The sequence below is a fragment of the Burkholderia sp. AU33803 genome, from assembly GCF_002223095.1.
In the GTDB taxonomy this organism is placed as follows: Bacteria; Pseudomonadota; Gammaproteobacteria; order Burkholderiales; family Burkholderiaceae; genus Burkholderia.
In genome coordinates, this window is sequence record NZ_NKFJ01000006.1 from 1,227,781 (window position 1) to 1,244,139 (window position 16,359).

The 16,359-nt window shown below is 66.3% G+C and carries 18 protein-coding genes; 10 read left to right on the top strand and 8 right to left on the bottom strand.

The features are described from left to right. Positions 1–389 precede the first annotated feature (389 nt). A complete protein-coding gene (locus CFB41_RS22810) occupies positions 390–701 on the bottom strand; it encodes a HigA family addiction module antitoxin (RefSeq protein ID WP_065503714.1) in 312 nt (103 codons plus the stop codon). 49 nt (positions 702–750) lie between these two features. Next, positions 751–1,029, bottom strand: a complete 279-nt coding sequence (locus CFB41_RS22815; protein ID WP_074803724.1) for a type II toxin-antitoxin system RelE/ParE family toxin — start codon at positions 1,027–1,029, stop codon at positions 751–753. A gap of 583 nt (positions 1,030–1,612) precedes the next feature. Here CFB41_RS22815 and glnH point away from each other — a divergent pair. The 7 genes from glnH to CFB41_RS38725 all read left to right on the top strand — a co-directional run bounded on the left by glnH (position 1,613) and on the right by CFB41_RS38725 (position 7,759). Beyond that, positions 1,613–2,365, top strand: coding sequence for a glutamine ABC transporter substrate-binding protein GlnH (gene glnH / locus CFB41_RS22820; RefSeq protein WP_089427779.1), 753 nt, complete (start codon positions 1,613–1,615; stop codon positions 2,363–2,365). A gap of 66 nt (positions 2,366–2,431) precedes the next feature. Further along, positions 2,432–3,088, top strand: coding sequence for a glutamine ABC transporter permease GlnP (gene glnP, locus CFB41_RS22825; protein WP_089457967.1), 657 nt, complete (start codon positions 2,432–2,434; stop codon positions 3,086–3,088). Beyond that, entirely contained in the window at positions 3,085–3,813 is a 729-nt protein-coding gene (gene glnQ, locus CFB41_RS22830) for a glutamine ABC transporter ATP-binding protein GlnQ (protein ID WP_059455259.1), read from the top strand. The genes glnP and glnQ overlap by 4 nt, the downstream gene beginning before the upstream one ends. Positions 3,814–3,832: 19 nt before the next feature. After that, positions 3,833–4,882: a C45 family peptidase gene (locus tag CFB41_RS22835; RefSeq protein WP_089457969.1), complete on the top strand. Its 1,050-nt coding sequence runs from the start codon at positions 3,833–3,835 to the stop codon at positions 4,880–4,882. A gap of 15 nt (positions 4,883–4,897) precedes the next feature. Then, positions 4,898–6,232 (top strand): aspartate aminotransferase family protein, encoded by a 1,335-nt coding sequence (locus tag CFB41_RS22840; protein WP_089457970.1) that lies wholly within the window; start codon positions 4,898–4,900, stop codon positions 6,230–6,232. A gap of 32 nt (positions 6,233–6,264) precedes the next feature. Next, positions 6,265–6,819: a carboxymuconolactone decarboxylase family protein gene (locus tag CFB41_RS22845; protein ID WP_089457971.1), complete on the top strand. Its 555-nt coding sequence runs from the start codon at positions 6,265–6,267 to the stop codon at positions 6,817–6,819. A 160-nt stretch (positions 6,820–6,979) separates the two neighbouring features. After that, positions 6,980–7,759 (top strand): extensin, encoded by a 780-nt coding sequence (locus tag CFB41_RS38725; RefSeq protein ID WP_089457972.1) that lies wholly within the window; start codon positions 6,980–6,982, stop codon positions 7,757–7,759. Positions 7,760–7,854: 95 nt separating this feature from the next. Here the strand turns inward: CFB41_RS38725 and ahpF are convergent, their stop codons facing one another. From ahpF to CFB41_RS22870, 4 genes are all read right to left on the bottom strand, one after another. Next, the gene (gene ahpF / locus CFB41_RS22855; RefSeq protein ID WP_089457973.1) at positions 7,855–9,453 is read right to left on the bottom strand and encodes an alkyl hydroperoxide reductase subunit F; all 1,599 of its coding nucleotides are present in this window, start codon (positions 9,451–9,453) and stop codon (positions 7,855–7,857) included. Between the two features lie 128 nt (positions 9,454–9,581). Beyond that, positions 9,582–10,145 (bottom strand): alkyl hydroperoxide reductase subunit C, encoded by a 564-nt coding sequence (gene ahpC / locus CFB41_RS22860; RefSeq protein WP_089457974.1) that lies wholly within the window; start codon positions 10,143–10,145, stop codon positions 9,582–9,584. Positions 10,146–10,414: 269 nt separating this feature from the next. Further along, positions 10,415–10,624, bottom strand: coding sequence for a hypothetical protein (locus tag CFB41_RS22865; RefSeq protein ID WP_089457975.1), 210 nt, complete (start codon positions 10,622–10,624; stop codon positions 10,415–10,417). Positions 10,625–10,752: 128 nt separating this feature from the next. Further along, a complete protein-coding gene (locus tag CFB41_RS22870; RefSeq protein ID WP_089442808.1) occupies positions 10,753–11,649 on the bottom strand; it encodes a LysR substrate-binding domain-containing protein in 897 nt (298 codons plus the stop codon). A gap of 177 nt (positions 11,650–11,826) precedes the next feature. Between CFB41_RS22870 and CFB41_RS22875 the strand changes: the two genes are divergently transcribed. From CFB41_RS22875 to CFB41_RS22885, 3 genes are read left to right on the top strand one after another with little or no spacing between them, the layout of a single operon-like run. After that, positions 11,827–12,993: a branched-chain amino acid ABC transporter substrate-binding protein gene (locus CFB41_RS22875; RefSeq protein ID WP_089457976.1), complete on the top strand. Its 1,167-nt coding sequence runs from the start codon at positions 11,827–11,829 to the stop codon at positions 12,991–12,993. Between the two features lie 29 nt (positions 12,994–13,022). After that, complete coding sequence (locus tag CFB41_RS22880) at positions 13,023–13,547, top strand: L-2-amino-thiazoline-4-carboxylic acid hydrolase (RefSeq protein ID WP_089457977.1); 525 nt, start codon at positions 13,023–13,025, stop codon at positions 13,545–13,547. Further along, positions 13,540–14,805, top strand: a complete 1,266-nt coding sequence (locus tag CFB41_RS22885) for a Zn-dependent hydrolase (RefSeq protein ID WP_089457978.1) — start codon at positions 13,540–13,542, stop codon at positions 14,803–14,805. The genes CFB41_RS22880 and CFB41_RS22885 overlap by 8 nt, the downstream gene beginning before the upstream one ends. 90 nt (positions 14,806–14,895) lie before the next feature. Here the strand turns inward: CFB41_RS22885 and CFB41_RS22890 are convergent, their stop codons facing one another. Continuing rightward, positions 14,896–15,408 (bottom strand): GNAT family N-acetyltransferase, encoded by a 513-nt coding sequence (locus CFB41_RS22890; protein ID WP_256941136.1) that lies wholly within the window; start codon positions 15,406–15,408, stop codon positions 14,896–14,898. 1 nt (position 15,409) lies between these two features. Then, on the bottom strand, positions 15,410–16,243 hold the full coding sequence (locus CFB41_RS22895) for a cytochrome c (protein WP_089457980.1): 834 nt from the start codon (positions 16,241–16,243) through the stop codon (positions 15,410–15,412). Positions 16,244–16,359 lie beyond the last annotated feature (116 nt).

A 16,359-nucleotide genomic window follows, 5' to 3' on the forward strand; every position in this document is an offset into this window, starting at 1 on the left:
AACCGATGTGCGGGTGGCGGCGATGGCGCGGTCGTCATCCTGCAGCGCGCGTTGCACTGGACGGCCGTCGTGCCGGCCCGCACCAGCGGCTGCGATCCTCCCTTAAGCCCTCTGCCTTGAGCCCGCCTGCGCATGACTCTTCCGTACGTCGTATGAAACCGGGGAACGTGTCGATCTCAAGTTCACGTCTTTGCCGTTCGATAACGAGCTGTTCCAGGTATTCAGGGACTTCAGGATCGAACTGACCGCACGCGGTTACTACGTCGCGCCGATCGATGAGGGCGCCATTTACGTGCAACCGGAAGACGTGGACGACGAGTCATTAGCAAAAAAGCCCGCGCAAGGCGGGCTTTAACTGAATAGGGATCCGGACCAAAGCCGGTTTCTCGTTAAGCACGCACTGCCTCTGAAGGGGCAGGCTTAACCTTCGTCGGCGCATGCTTTCGTGCCTGCCACAGGTCATAGTCCAACTGCATGCCGAGCCAGAAATCCGCTCGGCCGCCGCGCTCCGCACCAAGCCACTGCTCGAGGCGTAGCGCCATATCGGGCGAGATACTCGCCCTTTCGTTGAGAACACGGGACAACTGGACGCGCGAAACGCCCAGTTGTTCTGCCGCTTGAGTCACCGTCAGGTTCAGTGCCGGAAGCACATCTTCCCGAAGGATTGCCGCGGGATGCGGCGGATCAAACATGATGGACATAGCCGTTGTAATGAACGCTGTACTGTAGAACCGTAGTAGAGGCGGCCTGTCAGTGAGGATCGAGATAATCGACGAGGACTGCATCCTCCCCATCGAACTCGAACGTCAACCTCCAATTTCCGTTCACGTCGACCGACCATACACCGTCGCCGGTTCCCTTCCAAGGGTGCAACCGCCACCCCGGTTGGTTCATGTCGTTCGGGCTTTTCGCCCGGTTCAACGCAGACAGTAGCCGCTTGAGTTTGCTCATGTGCGCCGCTTGAATGCCCGCTGTGGAGCCAGATTCAAAGAAGCGCTGAATGCCTTTATGGCGAAAGCTCTTGATCATAGAAATTACGCATAGTGGAAGCCCCTTTTTTGTGGTGAATCGAAGCGTCTCGCACTAGACGCAAAGCAAGTATAGCCTGTAACGTTACGCGTTACAACCATTGTGAATGCGATCAACCACGACGGATTTGCTCCCCATCAATCCGCCGATTTTTGCGGGGGCAGCGCCCGCGCAACCCGTTCATCCATTACCGTCGACAACGCCTCCAGGGCGGCCCTGCCGCGGGAGCCCGAACACGGTTCCGCCTCGTTCCCGCGCCCGATCGTACGCTGTTGGCAACTCTGAGGGGTGGGCTTCGGAAAGCCCAAGGGGACGGCTGCCCCAGAGGGGGCTGCGCGGCACACGCCGGCCCGGGCATTTCGCCTTCCATCCGTCGCTTTCTTCCGATCTATCCGCGCCGCACCGATCGGGTTTGTCTCGACGCACTTACCTGTTGCGCACATTTTTGTTGTCGTAGTATCGCCATTGACAACATTTGTTGCACTAAGGTCTAATTCGACACCGCATGTTGCGGTGCGGCTTGATGTCGTCGTTCCGCCGGCCGTCTGGCCGGTCACATCGCTCAATCATGCGGAGAGAAACCATGAGTCGCCGTTCCTTCCTGAAAGCCGTCGCGGTCGTTGCCGCGCTCGGCGCCAGCCTCGCGCACGCGGATACCAAGACGCTCGTCGTCGGCACCGACACGTCGTTCATGCCGTTCGAGTTCAAGCAGGGCGACAAGTACGTCGGCTTCGATCTCGACCTGTGGGCGGAGATCGCGAAGGACCAGGGCTGGAAATACACGATCCAGCCGATGGATTTCGCGGGCCTGATCCCGGCGCTGCAGACGCAGAATATCGACGTCGCGCTGTCGGGCATGACGATCAAGGAGGAGCGCAAGAAGGCGATCGACTTCTCCGCGCCGTACTACGACAGCGGCCTCGCGGCGATGGTGCAGACGGGCAACACGACGATCAAGTCGATCGACGACCTGAACGGCAAGGTGATCGCCGCGAAAACGGGCACCGCGACGATCGACTGGATCAAGGCGCACCTGAAGCCGAAGGAGATCCGCCAGTTCCCGAACATCGACCAGGCCTACCTCGCGCTCGAGGCCGGCCGGGTCGACGCGGCGATGCACGACACGCCGAACGTGCTGTTCTTCGTGAACAACGAAGGCAAGGGCAAGGTGAAGGTCGCGGGCCAGCCGGTCAGCGGCGACAAGTACGGCATGGGTTTCCCGAAGGGCAGCCCGCTCGTGCCGAAGGTCAATGCATCGCTCGTGAAGATCCGGGCCGACGGCCGTTACGCGCAGATCTACAAGAAGTGGTTCGGCGCCGAACCGCCGAAGATGTGAGCGTGACGCCGCAACAGCGCGCGGCCGGGCGGCCGCGCCGGTCTTGAATCGAACGGGGAGCGACAAGTGAATTTCGATTGGTCGGCGATCTGGGCGGCGTTGCCGGACCTGATGGACGGGGTCCGGTTGACGGTGTTCATCGCATTTTTCGGGCTGGTGGGCGGCTTCATCGTCGGGATGGTCGCGGGCATGTTCCGCGCATACGGACCGAAGGCGATGAACGTGCTCGCCCAGGTTTATATTGAATTGATCCGCGGCACGCCGATCGTCGTGCAGGTGATGTTCCTGTACTTCGCGCTGCCGCTGCTCGCGCATATCCGCATCGACGGCCTGACGGCCGCGATCATCGCGATCACGGTGAATTCCGGCGCGTATCTCGCGGAAGTGGTGCGCGGCGCGCTGCTGTCGATCCCGAAGGGGCTGACGGAAGCCGGGCTCGCGATGGGCTTGTCGATGCCGCGCGTGCTGCTGAAGATCGTCGGGCCGCTCGCGTTCCGGCGGCTGATTCCGCCGCTCGGCAACCAGTGCATCGTAAGCCTGAAGGACACGTCGCTGTTCATCGTGATCGGCGTCGGCGAACTGACGCGCAAGGGGCAGGAAATCATCGCGGGCAATTTCCAGGCGGTCGAGATCTGGAGTGCGGTGGCCGTTATCTACCTGATACTGACCGGCGTGATGACGCTGACGCTTCGGCTCGTCGAAAAGCGGATGAAAATCTTATGAGCATGATCGAATTCCAGAACGTGTCGAAGAGCTTCGGCCACGTGCCGGTGCTGAAGAACATCGACCTGAAGATCGACGCGGGCGAGGTGGTCGTCGTGGTCGGCCCGTCGGGTTCGGGCAAATCGACGATGTTGCGCTGTATCAACGCGCTCGAGAAAATTACCGGCGGCGAGCTGCTCGTCGACGGCCAGAGCGTGCGCGGCAACGCGACGACGATCCGCAACATCCGGCTCGAAGCCGGCATGGTGTTCCAGCAATTCAACCTGTTTCCGCAGATGACCGCGCTCGAGAACGTGATGTTCGGGCCGATCCAGGTGCGTGGCGCGTCGCGTGCCGACGCGCGCGACCAGGCGATGGCGCTGCTCGACAAGGTCGGCCTCGAATCGCGCGCGAATCATTACCCGTCGGAGCTGTCGGGCGGCCAGCAGCAACGCGTCGCGATTGCGCGCGCGCTCGCGATCCGGCCGCGGCTGATGCTGTTCGACGAGCCGACCTCGGCGCTCGATCCGGAATTGCGCCACGAAGTGCTGAAAGTGATGCAGGATCTTGCGACCGAAGGGATGACGATGATCGTCGTCACGCACGAGATCGGCTTCGCGAAACGGGTCGGCACGCGCCTGCTGTTCATGGATCAGGGCGGCATCGCCGAGGACGGTCATCCGGTCGAGCTGATCGACCGGCCGCCGACTCCGCGCCTGAAGGAATTCCTGAAACACGTGTCCTGACCGAAACCGAAATACCGACATGCCGCTTTCCCTTTCCCCCGTCATCGCCGGCGCGCCGTTCGACATCGGCGTGCGTCTCGGCGAGCTTGCCCGCCCCGTATTCGATGAATACATGCAGCAGAGCAGCGCATGGCAGGCCGTGCGCCGCTGGCGCGGCCATCCGTTCGTCGCCGCGCTGCGGCAGGCCGCGCTGGCCGCGTATCCGGAGCTCGTCGCGGAGCTGGACGGGATCGCGGCGGGTGTCGGCTGGCCGGCCGAGGACATCTTCTTGTGGAACTGCCGCGGCGAGCTGATCCACAACGCGCCGGACGGCTGCACGACGCTTGCCGCGCGCGACGCGGCCGGCACGCGCTGGATCGCGCACAACGAGGACGGCGACCCGTACCTGCGCGAGCGCTGCCTGCTCGTCGACGTGCAGCCGGCGGGCAAGCCGGGCTTCATCAGTTTCTATTACCCCGGTTCGCTGCCGGGCCATACCTTTGCGGCGAACCGCGCGGGCATCGCGCAGGCGATCAACAACCTGCGGATCCGCACGCCGGCAGCGGGCGTGCCGCGCATGATCCTCGCGCGCGCGGTGCTCGATGCCGTGTCGCTCGACGCGGCGGCCGACGTGCTGCGTAGTCATGCGCGTGCAAGCGGCTTTCATCACACGCTGGGCGCGACCGGCGATGCGCGGCTGCTGAGCATCGAGGCAAGCGTCGCGCGCTGTTCGGTGATCGACGTCACGCGGCTCGCGGGGCATGCGAATCATCTCGTGCATCCCGGCTGCGACGCGCAAGCGCAGATCGTCACGCAATCGTCGGCCGACCGCCAGCGCCGCGTCGACGCGCTCACGCCCGCCATCGACGCGATCGACGAAGCCGCGCTGCTGCGCGTGCTCGGCGATCGCGCGCCGCAAGGGCTGCCGATCTACCGCGACGATCCGGCCGACCCCGACGACGAGAACACGCTGGCCACGGCCGTGTTCGCGATCGGCGCGGCATCGATCGATTTCACTCTTCACCAACACGGCACGCAGCGTTTCGCGACGCGCATCGTGCCGTCCGGGCGCGCGCACGACGCGCCCTGATCCATGAGGCAACGCATGACGACCGTTTTCCATCGCGCACCGCGCGCCACCTTGCCCGTTGCCGTCGCAGGCGACGGCATCGAGATCATCGACTCGACCGGCAAACGCTATATCGACGCGTGCGGCGGCGCGGCCGTCTCGTGTCTCGGCCACAGCAACCAGCGCGTGATCGACGCGATCAAGCGGCAGGCGCAGCAACTGGCGTACGCGCACACGTCGTTCTTCACGACCGACGTGGCCGAAGAACTGGCCGACCGGCTCGTCGACGCCGCGCCGGCCGGCCTCGAACACGTGTATTTCGTGTCGGGCGGTTCCGAGGCGGTCGAGGCCGCGCTGAAGCTCGCGCGCCAGTATTTCGTCGAGAAGGGCGAGCCGCAGCGCCGCCATTTCATCGCGCGGCGCCAGAGCTATCACGGCAACACGCTCGGCGCGCTCGCGATCGGCGGCAATGCGTGGCGGCGCGAGCCGTTCCTGCCGCTGCTGATCGAGGCGCACCACGTGAGCCCGTGTTATGCGTACCGCGACCAGCAGGCGGGTGAAACCGACGAAGCGTATGCGCAGCGCCTTGCGGACGAGCTCGAACGGAAGATCGTCGAACTCGGCGCGGACAACGTCGCGGCGTTCGTCGCGGAGACGGTGGTGGGCGCAACGGCCGGCGCGGTGCCGCCGGTGCGCACGTACCTGAAGAAGATTCGTGCGGTGTGCGACAAGTACGGCGTGCTGCTGATCCTCGACGAGATCATGTCGGGGATGGGCCGCACCGGCTACCTGTACGCGTGCGATGAAGACGGCGTCGCGCCCGACCTGCTGACGATCGCGAAAGGGCTCGGCGCGGGCTATCAGCCGATCGGCGCGACGCTCGTCAGTGATCGCATCTACCGGACGATCGTCGACGGCTCGGGTTTCTTCCAGCATGGCCACACGTACCTCGGCCATGCGACCGCGTGCGCGGCCGCGCTCGAAGTGCAGCGCGTGATCGCCGAGGAGAAGCTGCTCGACAACGTGAAGGCGCGCGGCGAGCAACTGCGCGCGTCGTTGCGCGAGCATTACGGCGCGCATCCGCATATCGGCGACGTGCGCGGCCGCGGGCTGTTCGTCGGCATCGAGCTCGTGCGTGATCGCGACAGCAAGGCGACGTTCGATCCGGCGCTGAAGCTGCATGCGGCGGTCAAGCGCGAAGCGATGCAGCGCGGCCTGATGGTGTATCCGATGGGCGGGACGATCGACGGCGTGCACGGCGATCACATCCTGGTCGCGCCGCCGTTCATTTGCACCGCGCAGCAGATCGATACGATCGTCGAGCGGCTGTCGGGCGCGATCGGTGCGGCGCTCGCGTCGGCCGGCGCGTGACCGTATTCGTCGAACCTTGTCAGGACTTCGCCATGACCAACAGATTGCCTCCGTTCGATCCCGCATCGGCCACCGATGAACAGAAGGCCGTGCTGGCCGACATTCTCAGCGGCCCGCGCGGCAACCTGAACGGGCCGTTTCTCGGCTGGATCGCGAGCCCCGAGCTGGCGCAGCACGCGCAGAAGCTCGGCGCGTTCTGCCGCTATCGCACGGGCCTGCCGCTGCGCCTGTCGGAACTCGCGATTCTCGTGACGGCCGCGCGCTGGCGCTCGCAGGCCGAGTGGCACATCCACCATCCGATCGCACTCGACGCGGGCGTGCCGGCCGCGACGGCCGATGCGATCCGGCGCGGCGTCGCACCCGCATTCGAGTCGGACGACGATGCGCTGATCCATGCATTCGCGAGCGAGCTGTACGACACGCGGCGCGTGAGCGATGCGACGTTCGCACGGGCGCAAGCGCGCTTCGGCCACGAAACCGTCGTCAATCTCGTTGCGTTGCTCGGCTACTACGCGCTCGTCGCGATGACGCTGAACACGTTCGGCATGCGCGCGCAAGGGCAGACCGAACTGCCGTTTCCGGAGTGAGGCCCGCGCGTTGATCGTGCCGGAGCAGCGGAAGCGATACGTCTGACGAACGTGTTGCCGACCTGTTCCGGCACAATGCAACCAAATGTATTCGTGCGGGATCGACGGCCCATCGCCGCGTATGATGGCTTGTTCACGTCGATATGAGCGGTGAGCAAGCATGACGAGTACCCGCAAAACCTTGATGATCGCCGGTGGGCTCCTGGTAGCCGCCGCCGGCACTGCCTACGTGATGCTCCTGCGTGCGGATCACCGCGCGATCGAGGATGCCGGCATCGGCGATTCGGCCGCGCCCGTTGCCGCGGCGCCCGCAGGCAACGATCACGCTGTGCAGGGCACCATCGCGCCGCCGGCCCCGGCCGCCGCGATCGCGCCGAAACAGACGGCTGTCGCGCCGCCGCCACCCGCACCGGCGCCTGCTCCGCCGGCCGAAACCGCGCGCGTCAGTGCAGCGCCGGCCGTGCCGGTCGTCAGCGACAAACCGCAGCCGGTGACGAAGCCGAGCGCGCCGCCGCCGAAGGTCAACGTCGTGACGGTCGATGCGCAGGATTCGACCCCATCGGCACCGCCGCCAGCCGCCAAACCGGTGCAGCAGGCCGCACCGGCACCCGCGCCCGCGCAGGTCACGCAACGCGCGCCGCGCAAGCGCGACGGCCTCGAACGCCACGCCGCCGCCGCACCCTCCGCAACGAAATCCGAAACGCCGGAGACGGCCGCGCTCGTCAGGGAATCGGCGAAACTCGACCCGTCGTTGCCGCCGCCGTCGATGTCATCGGTATCGTCGATGCCGGCGAGCACCGGTTCGACCCGGCAGGGCAGTTCGTCATCGGGTGCGAATCCGGTTGCCGCCGCGATGACCGAGCAACTGGTCAGGCAGTCGAGCAGTTTCAAGTCGACGGCGCCTGCGCCCGCGGACGGCGGCCCGACCGCGACCAAGTAACCGCGAACGCCTTCGGCATAAAAAGGACCCCGCATGCCGACCAAAGCATGCGGGGCCAAGAGAGACAAACTGTTGTGCCGACGGGCTGACGCGCGTTACGCGGCGACGGCTTCCTCGGCCTGCGGCTGCGCGGCGGCAGCCGGCGCAACGTCCTGGCGGATCAGGTGGTCGAACGCGCCGAGCGATGCCTTCGCGCCTTCGCCCACGGCGATCACGATCTGCTTGAACGGCACCGTCGTCACGTCGCCGGCCGCGAACACGCCCGGTACCGACGTCGCGCCGCGTGCATCGACGACGATCTCGCCGTGCTTCGACAGTTCGACCGTGCCCTTCAGCCATTCGGTGTTCGGCACGAGGCCGATCTGCACGAACACGCCTTCGAGATCGATGCGCTGCGTATCACCCGAACGCAGATCCTTGTAGACGAGCCCGTTCAGCTTGCTGCCGTCGCCGGTCAGCTCGGTCGTTTGCGCCTGCGTGACGATCGTCACGTTCGGCAGGCTGCGCAGCTTGCGCTGCAGCACTTCGTCCGCGCGCAGTTGCGCGCCGTATTCGATCAGCGTGACTTCTTTCACGATGCCGGCGAGGTCGATCGCGGCCTCGACGCCCGAGTTGCCGCCGCCGACCACCGCAACGCGCTTGCCCTTGAACAGCGGGCCGTCGCAGTGCGGGCAGTACGCGACACCGCGGTTGCGGTATTCGCGCTCGCCCGGCACGTTGATTTCACGCCAGCGCGCACCGGTCGCGAGGACGATCGTCTTCGCCTTCAGCACCGCGCCGTTCGCGAGGCGGATCTGGTGCACGTCGCCGGGAATCAGCGCATCGGCGCGCTGCACGTCCATGATGTCGACGTCGTACTGCTTCACGTGCTGTTCGAGCGCGGTCGCGAACTTCGGCCCTTCGGTTTCCTGCACCGACACGAAATTCTCGATTGCCATCGTGTCGAGCACCTGACCGCCGAAACGCTCGGCGACGACACCCGTCGCAATGCCCTTGCGCGCCGAGTAGATCGCAGCCGCCGCGCCTGCCGGGCCGCCGCCGACGATCAGCGTATCGAACACCGGCTTGGTCTCGAGCGACTTCGCGGCACGTGCGCTGGCGCCCGTATCGAGCTTCGCGAGGATTTCCTTCACGCTGCTGCGGCCCTGGCCGAACGAGGCGCCGTTCAGGAACATCGTCGGCACGGCCATGATCTGGCGCGACTCGACTTCACCCTGGAACAGCGCGCCGTCGATCGCGACGTGACGGATGCGCGGGTTGATCAGCGACATCACGTTCAGCGCCTGCACGACTTCCGGGCAGTTCTGGCACGACAGCGAGAAATACGTCTCGAACGCGTAGTCGCCGTCGAGCGCGCGGATCTGTTCGATCACGTCGTCGTCGAGCTTGATCGGATGGCCGCCCGTCTGCAGCAGCGCGAGCACGAGCGACGTGAATTCATGGCCCATCGGGATGCCGGCGAAGCGGATGCCGGCCGGCTTGCCGGGCTCGCCGATCGAGAACGACGGCTTGCGCTCGGCGTCGTCGCGGCGTTCGGTCACGGTCACGCGATCCGTCAGCGACGCAATCTCGTTCAGCAGCGCCAGCAGTTCCTGCGATTTCGCGCTGTCGTCGAGCGATGCGACGAGTTCGATCGGGCGCGTGATCTTTTCGAGGTACGCTTTGAGTTGATTCTTGAGATTGGCGTCGAGCATGGCGTTTCGGATTCCGTATTAATGATTCTGGTCGGGCACGTCGTGCCGGAGGAGGGCGCGGGCCGCATGCCGCGGCGGCCCGAAATCGGGAGGCTCGCGCGCCTCGTGCGAGGCGCGCGGCGCGATCGTCAGATCTTGCCGATCAGGTCGAGCGACGGGGTCAGCGTTTCCGCACCCGGCGTCCACTTGGCCGGGCACACTTCACCCGGGTGCGCCGCGATGTATTGCGCCGCCTGCACCTTGCGCAGCAGTTCGCCTGCGTCGCGGCCGATGCCGTTGTCGTGGATTTCGCACAGCTTGATCTCGCCTTCCGGGTTGATCACGAACGTGCCGCGCAGGGCCATCCCTTCTTCCTCGATCAGCACGTCGAAGTTGCGCGACAGCGTGAGCGTCGGGTCGCCGATCATCGGGTACTTGATCTTGCCGATCGTGTCCGACGTGTCGTGCCATGCCTTGTGCGTGAAGTGCGTGTCGGTCGACACGCCGTAGATTTCGACACCCAGCTTCTGGAATTCCGCGTAACGGTCGGCGAGGTCGCCCAGCTCGGTCGGGCAGACGAACGTGAAGTCGGCCGGGTAGAACACGACGACGGACCACTTGCCCTTGAGGTTCTCTTCCGAGACGGGCACGAATTCGCCGTTGTGGTAAGCGGTTGCCTTGAACGGCTTGATTTGGGTGTTGATGATCGGCATCTGGACAATTCCTTTTCGTCAGGGGTGAGTGGAGTGTTGCCAGTATCCGGGTTCACCCTGAGCTTGTGAAATTGCTTGTTTCAATCCGGGGCATCAGGAATTTCTATCTGCTTCCGGCCCTTGATTGGGTGGGGGCGGGGCAGGTCATTGACGCGCGGGTGGGTGGACGAGCGGTAACCGGGCGGAGATGCGGCGAGCGGGAATGCGCAGAAAGTCAAAAGCCGCGGTGGGTCGGCTCCAGGCGGCACCGAAGGTCGTCAGGGGCGCGTTCACCACTCCGAGCGCAAGTCTTCCTGGGTGACGGCATTGCACCCCTTCCAGAGGCCGAACACATTGTCAGCAAGTGTCCGGTTCCGTAGCGCGATGTAGGCGTCGATCGCGTCCCGGACGACCTCGGCTGAGGATCTGTTCTGGTGCGTGGCGATGCGGGTCAACGCGGCATGCTGGTCATCCGATAGATCGACTGGAATGCTGTTCATTTCAACCTCCGTGACGGGACACGACCATCGTGGCAATCCGGTCGGCCAAGTGCAAGTGCGCGGCACGTCCGATGCAAATGCGGCTTCCCGATTCGGCCGGTTGTCGGAGCGGCGTCTTCGTGCCCCGCTCAAATCCCCGCCATCTTCCTCAACCACGCCGCCAGCCGCCTGGCCCCGTCCGGCATGTCCGCGTCCTCGCGGGTGCACAGGTAGTAATCGCGCCCGTCGTCGAGCGCGTGATCGAACAGCTTCACGAGCTCGCCATTCGCCAGCTCGCGCTCGACCAGCGGCGCGCGCAGCAAGGCCGCGCCGAGATCCGCGCGCGCGGCGCTCAGCGTGAGCTGGCCGTCCTCGAACATCGGCCCCACCGCATGTGACACATGCTTGACGCCCGCGCCCTGCAGCCAGTTGACCCACGTGCTGCGATCCTCGTCGTGCACGAGCGGCGCGCGTGCGAGATCGGCCGGCGTGCGGAACGGCCCGTGGCGCTTCAGGAACGACGGGCTGCACATCGGCACCATCGCGCCCGGCAGCAGCCGTTCGCAGCGGTAGCCGGGCCAGTCGCCGGTGCCGAAGCGGATCGACAGGTCCGATGCGTCGCTGCGGTAGTTGCGGTGATGCGCGTACAACACCGTCACGTCGACGTCCGTGTTGTCGGCCAGGAACGCGTGCAGCCGCGGAATGAACCAGCCGATGCCGAGCAGCGGAATCAGGCTGACGGTGATCTGCCGCAGCGACGAGCGGTCGCGCACGAAGCGCGTCGCGCTGCGCAGCACCGAGAACGCGGCGCTGATCGAGCGGTAGTAGTCGCGGCCTTCGTCGGTGAGCGCGAGCAGCCGACCCTCGCGCACCGTCAGCGGCGTCTGGATGAATGCTTCGAGCAGCTGCAACTGATGGCTGACCGCCGACGGCGTGATGTCGAGCTCGCCCGCCGCCGCGGTGACCGACCCGAGACGCGCGAAAGCTTCGAACGCACGCACCGCGCGCAGCGGTGGATCGTGCGGCAATTGTTCGATATTTTTCATGTGTCGAATTTTATAGAAAAGTCAGGGTAAGCGACAACATGAAAATACCCTGTATTTACAGCGATGTAGGTTAATGTGTCGGGAGCGGCATAAGCATCCAACAATTGGGTATTTGGGGTTTGGGTGCCGAATATTTAATATTTTTCATGTTTTGATTCGATTCGCTGATCCCCACACATGAAAATCGCCTTTCTCCCCGCCAGCCTCGCATTCTCGGCCGCCGCTCTGGTCGCCTCCGTTCCCGCGTTCGCGCAATCCGCGCCGCAGACCATCCTGATCGGTCTCGCCGCGCCGCTCACCGGCCCGTCCGCACGGATCGGCAAGGACTTGCAGAACGGCGCGCAACTCGCGATCGACGACGCGAACGCGAAGCATCCGACCATCGGCGGCAAGCCGGTCGTCTACAAGCTCGTCGCGGCCGATGATCAATCCGATCCGCGCACGGCCGTCGCGGTCGCGCAGCAGCTCGTCGACAAGCACGTGATCGGCGTCGTCGGCCACTGGAACACGGGCTGCAGCGTGCCGGCCTCGCGCGTCTACCGCGATGCGGGCATCCCGCAGATCGCGCCGGCGTCCACCGGCCATCAATACACGCAGCAGGGCTATGCGACGGCCTTCCGCATCATGGGTCACGACGATGCGGGCGGCAATTTCACCGGCGCGTATGCGGTGAAGACGCTGAAGGCGAAGCGCATCGCGGTGATCGACGATCGCACGTCGTTCGGCTCGGGGCTTGCCGACCAGTTCATCAAGGGCGTGCAGGCGAACGGCGGCGCGATCGTCGATCGCCAGTACGTGAACGACAAGACGACCGACTTCAGCGGCGTGCTGACCGCGATCAAGGGCAAGCACGCGGATCTCGTGTTCTTCGGCGGTCTCGATGCGCAGGCTGCACCGATCTCGCGGCGGATGCGCCAGCTCGGCGTGAACGCGCCGCTGCTCGGCGCGGGCGGCTTCGTGAGCCAGACCTTCCTGTCGCTCGCCGGCAAGGACGGCGACGGCGTGACGGCGCTCGAACCGGGCCTGCCGCTCGACCGGATGCCGGGCGGCAAGGCGTTCGACACGCAATACCAGGCGCGCTTTCACGCGCCGATCGAGCTGCATGCGCCGTTCGCGTACGACGCGGCCGCCACGCTGATCGCGGCCGCGCAGAAGGCCGGTACGACGCAGCCGGCGAAACTCGTCGCGGCGGTGCATGCGATCGACCGGCCCGGCGTGACGGGGCGGGTCGCGTTCGATGCCGAAGGCAACCTGAAGGACCCGGCCTTCACGATCTACCAGGTGCGTGGCGGCAAGTGGGCCGTCGTCGACGTGCTCGGCGGCTCGCGCACCGCGGCCAAGTAATCCACAACAAGACGACAAACACGATCCCCATGACCGAAGCCACCCAGACATCCGCCGCCGCACCCGAGGACGCGCGCCTCGGGATCCTCGCGCGGCGCCGCATCGAAGCGGAAATCATCAAGCCGATCTACGAGATCATGAAGCGCGAGTTCGGCGCCGAGCGCGCGCAGGCCGTGATCGCGGAAGCCGTGCGCGGCGCGGCGGTGGACGCCGGCCGCACGTTCGCCGCGCAGGAACCTGGCGGCACGAGCGTGAAGTCGTTCATCGCGCTGCAGGTGCTGTGGGAGAAGGACGATGCGCTCGACGTCGAGGTGCGGCGCGCGGACGACGCGCATTACGACTACGACGTGCATCGCTGCAGCTATGCGGAGATGTATCACGCGATGGGGCTCGGCGAGATCGGGCACCTGCTGAGCTGCGCGCGCGACAGCTATTTCATCCAGGGCTATGCGCCGGACATCGCGCTCACGCGGACGAGCACGATCATGCAGGGCGGCAAGCGCTGCGATTTCCGTTACGCGCTGCAGGCCGCGCCGGAGAACGGCGATGCGTGACGACACCACGATTGCCGAACGAGTGAGCGCGCCGCGCGTCGACGGCGCCCGCCTGTGGGCGTCGCTCGAGCGGATGGCGCAGATCGGCGCGACGCCGAAGGGCGGCGTCTGCCGCCTCGCGCTGACCGATCTCGATCGCGAGTCGCGCGACCTGTTCGTGCAGTGGGCGCAAGACGCCGGCTGCACGGTGCGCGTGGACCGGATGGGCAACGTGTTCGCGCGCCGCGCGGGGCGCAACCCCGACGCCGCGCCGGTCATGACCGGCTCGCACGCCGATTCGCAGCCGACGGGCGGTCGCTACGACGGCATCTACGGCGTGCTCGGCGGGCTCGAGGTCGTGCGCGCGCTGAACGACGCGGGCATTGAGACCGAGCGCCCGATCGACGTCGTGATCTGGACCAACGAGGAAGGCTCGCGCTTCGCGCCGGCGATGGTGTCGGCCGGCGTGTTCTCGGGCGTCTATACGCTCGAATACGGGCTGTCGCGCACCGATGGCGCAGGCAGGACGATCGGCGAGGAACTGGCGCGGATCGGCTACGCGGGCGCCGAGCCCGTCGGCGGCTATCCGGTGCATGCGGCGTACGAACTGCATATCGAACAGGGCGCGATTCTCGAACGAGCCGGCAAGACGATCGGCGTCGTGACGGCCGGGCAGGGGCAGCGCTGGTACGAGGTGACGCTCACCGGTGTCGACGCGCATGCGGGCACGACGCCGATGGAATTCCGCCGCGATGCGCTGGTCGGCGCCGCACGGATGATCTCGTTCGTCGAAGTGCTCGGCCGCCGTTACGCGCCGTACGCGCGGGCGACCGTCGGGATGATCGAGGCGCGGCCGAACTCGCGGAATACCGTGCCGGGCGGCTGCTTCTTCACGGTCGAATTCCGTCATCCCGATGACGCGGTGCTCGACGAGCTCGACGCGACGCTGCGCGCGGAACTCGCACGGGTGGCCGACGAAACGGGCCTCGGTGCGCAGATCGAGCAGATCTTCACGTATGCGCCGATTCCGTTCGCGCCGCGTTGCATCGACACGGTGCGTGAGGCGGCGCAGGCGCTCGGGCTGTCGCACATGGATATCGTGTCCGGCGCCGGTCATGACGCGTGCTATGTCGCGCGCGTCGCGCCGGCGGGGATGATCTTCGTCCCGTGCGTCGACGGGCTGAGCCACAACGAAGCCGAAGCGATTACGCCCGAGTGGGCGGCGGCGGGCGCCGACGTGCTGTTGCGTGCGGTGCTGCGAAGCGCGCAGGAAAGCTGAACCGGAGTGTGACGGTAGTGGTCCGGCGGGAGCATCCGCGCCAGGCTGCGCCGGTCAATGCCTGACGATGCGAACGCGTGGGTTGCGTCGTCAGGCGCCCGGCGAATGCCGATCGATGTACCGCCGCATCACATGGAACGCGAGATCGGTGCGCTCCGGAATCGTGATCGTCGCATGATCGGCTGCGAAGCCGAGTTTTTCATAGAACCGGTACGCGGATTCGCGTGCCGTACACCACACGAGTGCGGCCCCGTGTGCTTCCGCGTGCCGTACGCAGACCTGCACCAGCACACGCCCGAAGCCCATGCCACGGACGGCAGGATGGACGGCCATCCCGCGAAGCCGCCACGCCGGTCGCGCGGGATCGTCTTCGCGCACCTCCTCGCAGATCGACGCAACCGCGACGATGCCCGACGAATCACGGACGCCAACGTGCAGCGTCGTCGGCGCATGGTCGCCGGCCAGATCGCACGCGTTCAGATCGTCGTTCAGCAGGATCATCGCGCGGAGCGGGTGCGTCTGCGCGGCATCGATCGGCGCGATGGTGAACAGCGTGTCGCCTGACGCCATCAATCTTCCTCGAGTCATTCGATTCAGCCGCACGTTACTGAGCGGCCTTGCGCCGCGCCATATACGCGAGATACGCGACGATCTGGTCGAGCTCGCGGTCGCTCAGCTGGTCGGGCGGAAACGCCGGCATGCTGCGGGCCGGCCAGTCGCGCACCGACGCCGGGTTGCGGATATAGCGGCGCAGCGCGGCCGGCTGGAAGTAGTCGACCGGATTCATCGGCGCGTTCAGGTCGGGGCCGGCATGGCTGCTGCCCGCGCCGTCGAGGCGGTGGCACGCGAGGCATTGCGTGACGAACAGGCGCTGGCCCGCGCGAGCCGGATCGTTCGCGGGCAGCGCGGCATCGACGGCGAGCGACGGCCAGCGCGCGAGCGGCGACGATTCGATCGTGATGCGCACGATCTGGTACGGCCACTGCTCGCCGCGCACCGACGACGCGTCCGGCCCGAGCCAGACCAGGTAGAACGGCCCGGCGCTGACCTGTTTGCCGGGCAGCTTCGGCCATGGATGCGCCGGATCCTCGATCGCGAGCCACGGGACGGCGCCGGCCTGCGGGCGGCGGCGCACGAGATCCAGCGGCAGTTGCGCGGCGAAGCCGTCGGCGGCGCGGGTTTCGAGCACGCCGTCGGCCGGCAGCGTGTCGCCGAGCAGGTCGGCGAACGGGACCGCGCGGAACGTCATCGGCCGGCCGTACGCGATGTCGCGCGGCACGTGGATGTCGGCGGCATCGGGGCGCGCGAGCAGCGTCTGCCGGGTGAGGGCGCGGGCCGTGCCGTCGGTCTCGAGTTCGAGCGCGGACTGGGCCGACGCGCGTTGTCCGATCAGGCAAACCGTCAGCAGCAAAAGCGAAAACCACCGGCGCTTCAGCATTCGTTCTCCGGGAAAGGGCGTTCCGGCGGCGACCGGAGTGGCTGGCCGCGGCCGATGGAAGGAATCGGGCGACAGTCTATCCGGTACGCGCGGCGCTGGCGACTGCGGCGCGGGGA

Excerpts from the sequence above, each read along its gene's own strand:
- glnH (WP_089427779.1), top strand. The coding sequence starts at position 1,613 with ATGAGTCGCCGTTCCTTCCTGAAAGCCGTCGCGGTCGTTGCCGCGCTC.
- CFB41_RS22840 (WP_089457970.1), top strand. The coding sequence starts at position 4,898 with ATGACGACCGTTTTCCATCGCGCACCGCGCGCCACCTTGCCCGTTGCC.
- CFB41_RS22870 (WP_089442808.1), bottom strand. The coding sequence starts at position 11,649 with ATGAAAAATATCGAACAATTGCCGCACGATCCACCGCTGCGCGCGGTG.
- CFB41_RS22875 (WP_089457976.1), top strand. The coding sequence starts at position 11,827 with ATGAAAATCGCCTTTCTCCCCGCCAGCCTCGCATTCTCGGCCGCCGCT.
- CFB41_RS22865 (WP_089457975.1), bottom strand. The coding sequence starts at position 10,624 with ATGAACAGCATTCCAGTCGATCTATCGGATGACCAGCATGCCGCGTTG.
- CFB41_RS22845 (WP_089457971.1), top strand. The coding sequence starts at position 6,265 with ATGACCAACAGATTGCCTCCGTTCGATCCCGCATCGGCCACCGATGAA.
- ahpF (WP_089457973.1), bottom strand. The coding sequence starts at position 9,453 with ATGCTCGACGCCAATCTCAAGAATCAACTCAAAGCGTACCTCGAAAAG.
- glnQ (WP_059455259.1), top strand. The coding sequence starts at position 3,085 with ATGAGCATGATCGAATTCCAGAACGTGTCGAAGAGCTTCGGCCACGTG.
- CFB41_RS22815 (WP_074803724.1), bottom strand. The coding sequence starts at position 1,029 with ATGATCAAGAGCTTTCGCCATAAAGGCATTCAGCGCTTCTTTGAATCT.
- CFB41_RS38725 (WP_089457972.1), top strand. The coding sequence starts at position 6,980 with ATGACGAGTACCCGCAAAACCTTGATGATCGCCGGTGGGCTCCTGGTA.
- CFB41_RS22810 (WP_065503714.1), bottom strand. The coding sequence starts at position 701 with ATGTCCATCATGTTTGATCCGCCGCATCCCGCGGCAATCCTTCGGGAA.
- CFB41_RS22880 (WP_089457977.1), top strand. The coding sequence starts at position 13,023 with ATGACCGAAGCCACCCAGACATCCGCCGCCGCACCCGAGGACGCGCGC.
- CFB41_RS22835 (WP_089457969.1), top strand. The coding sequence starts at position 3,833 with ATGCCGCTTTCCCTTTCCCCCGTCATCGCCGGCGCGCCGTTCGACATC.
- CFB41_RS22885 (WP_089457978.1), top strand. The coding sequence starts at position 13,540 with ATGCGTGACGACACCACGATTGCCGAACGAGTGAGCGCGCCGCGCGTC.
- CFB41_RS22895 (WP_089457980.1), bottom strand. The coding sequence starts at position 16,243 with ATGCTGAAGCGCCGGTGGTTTTCGCTTTTGCTGCTGACGGTTTGCCTG.
- ahpC (WP_089457974.1), bottom strand. The coding sequence starts at position 10,145 with ATGCCGATCATCAACACCCAAATCAAGCCGTTCAAGGCAACCGCTTAC.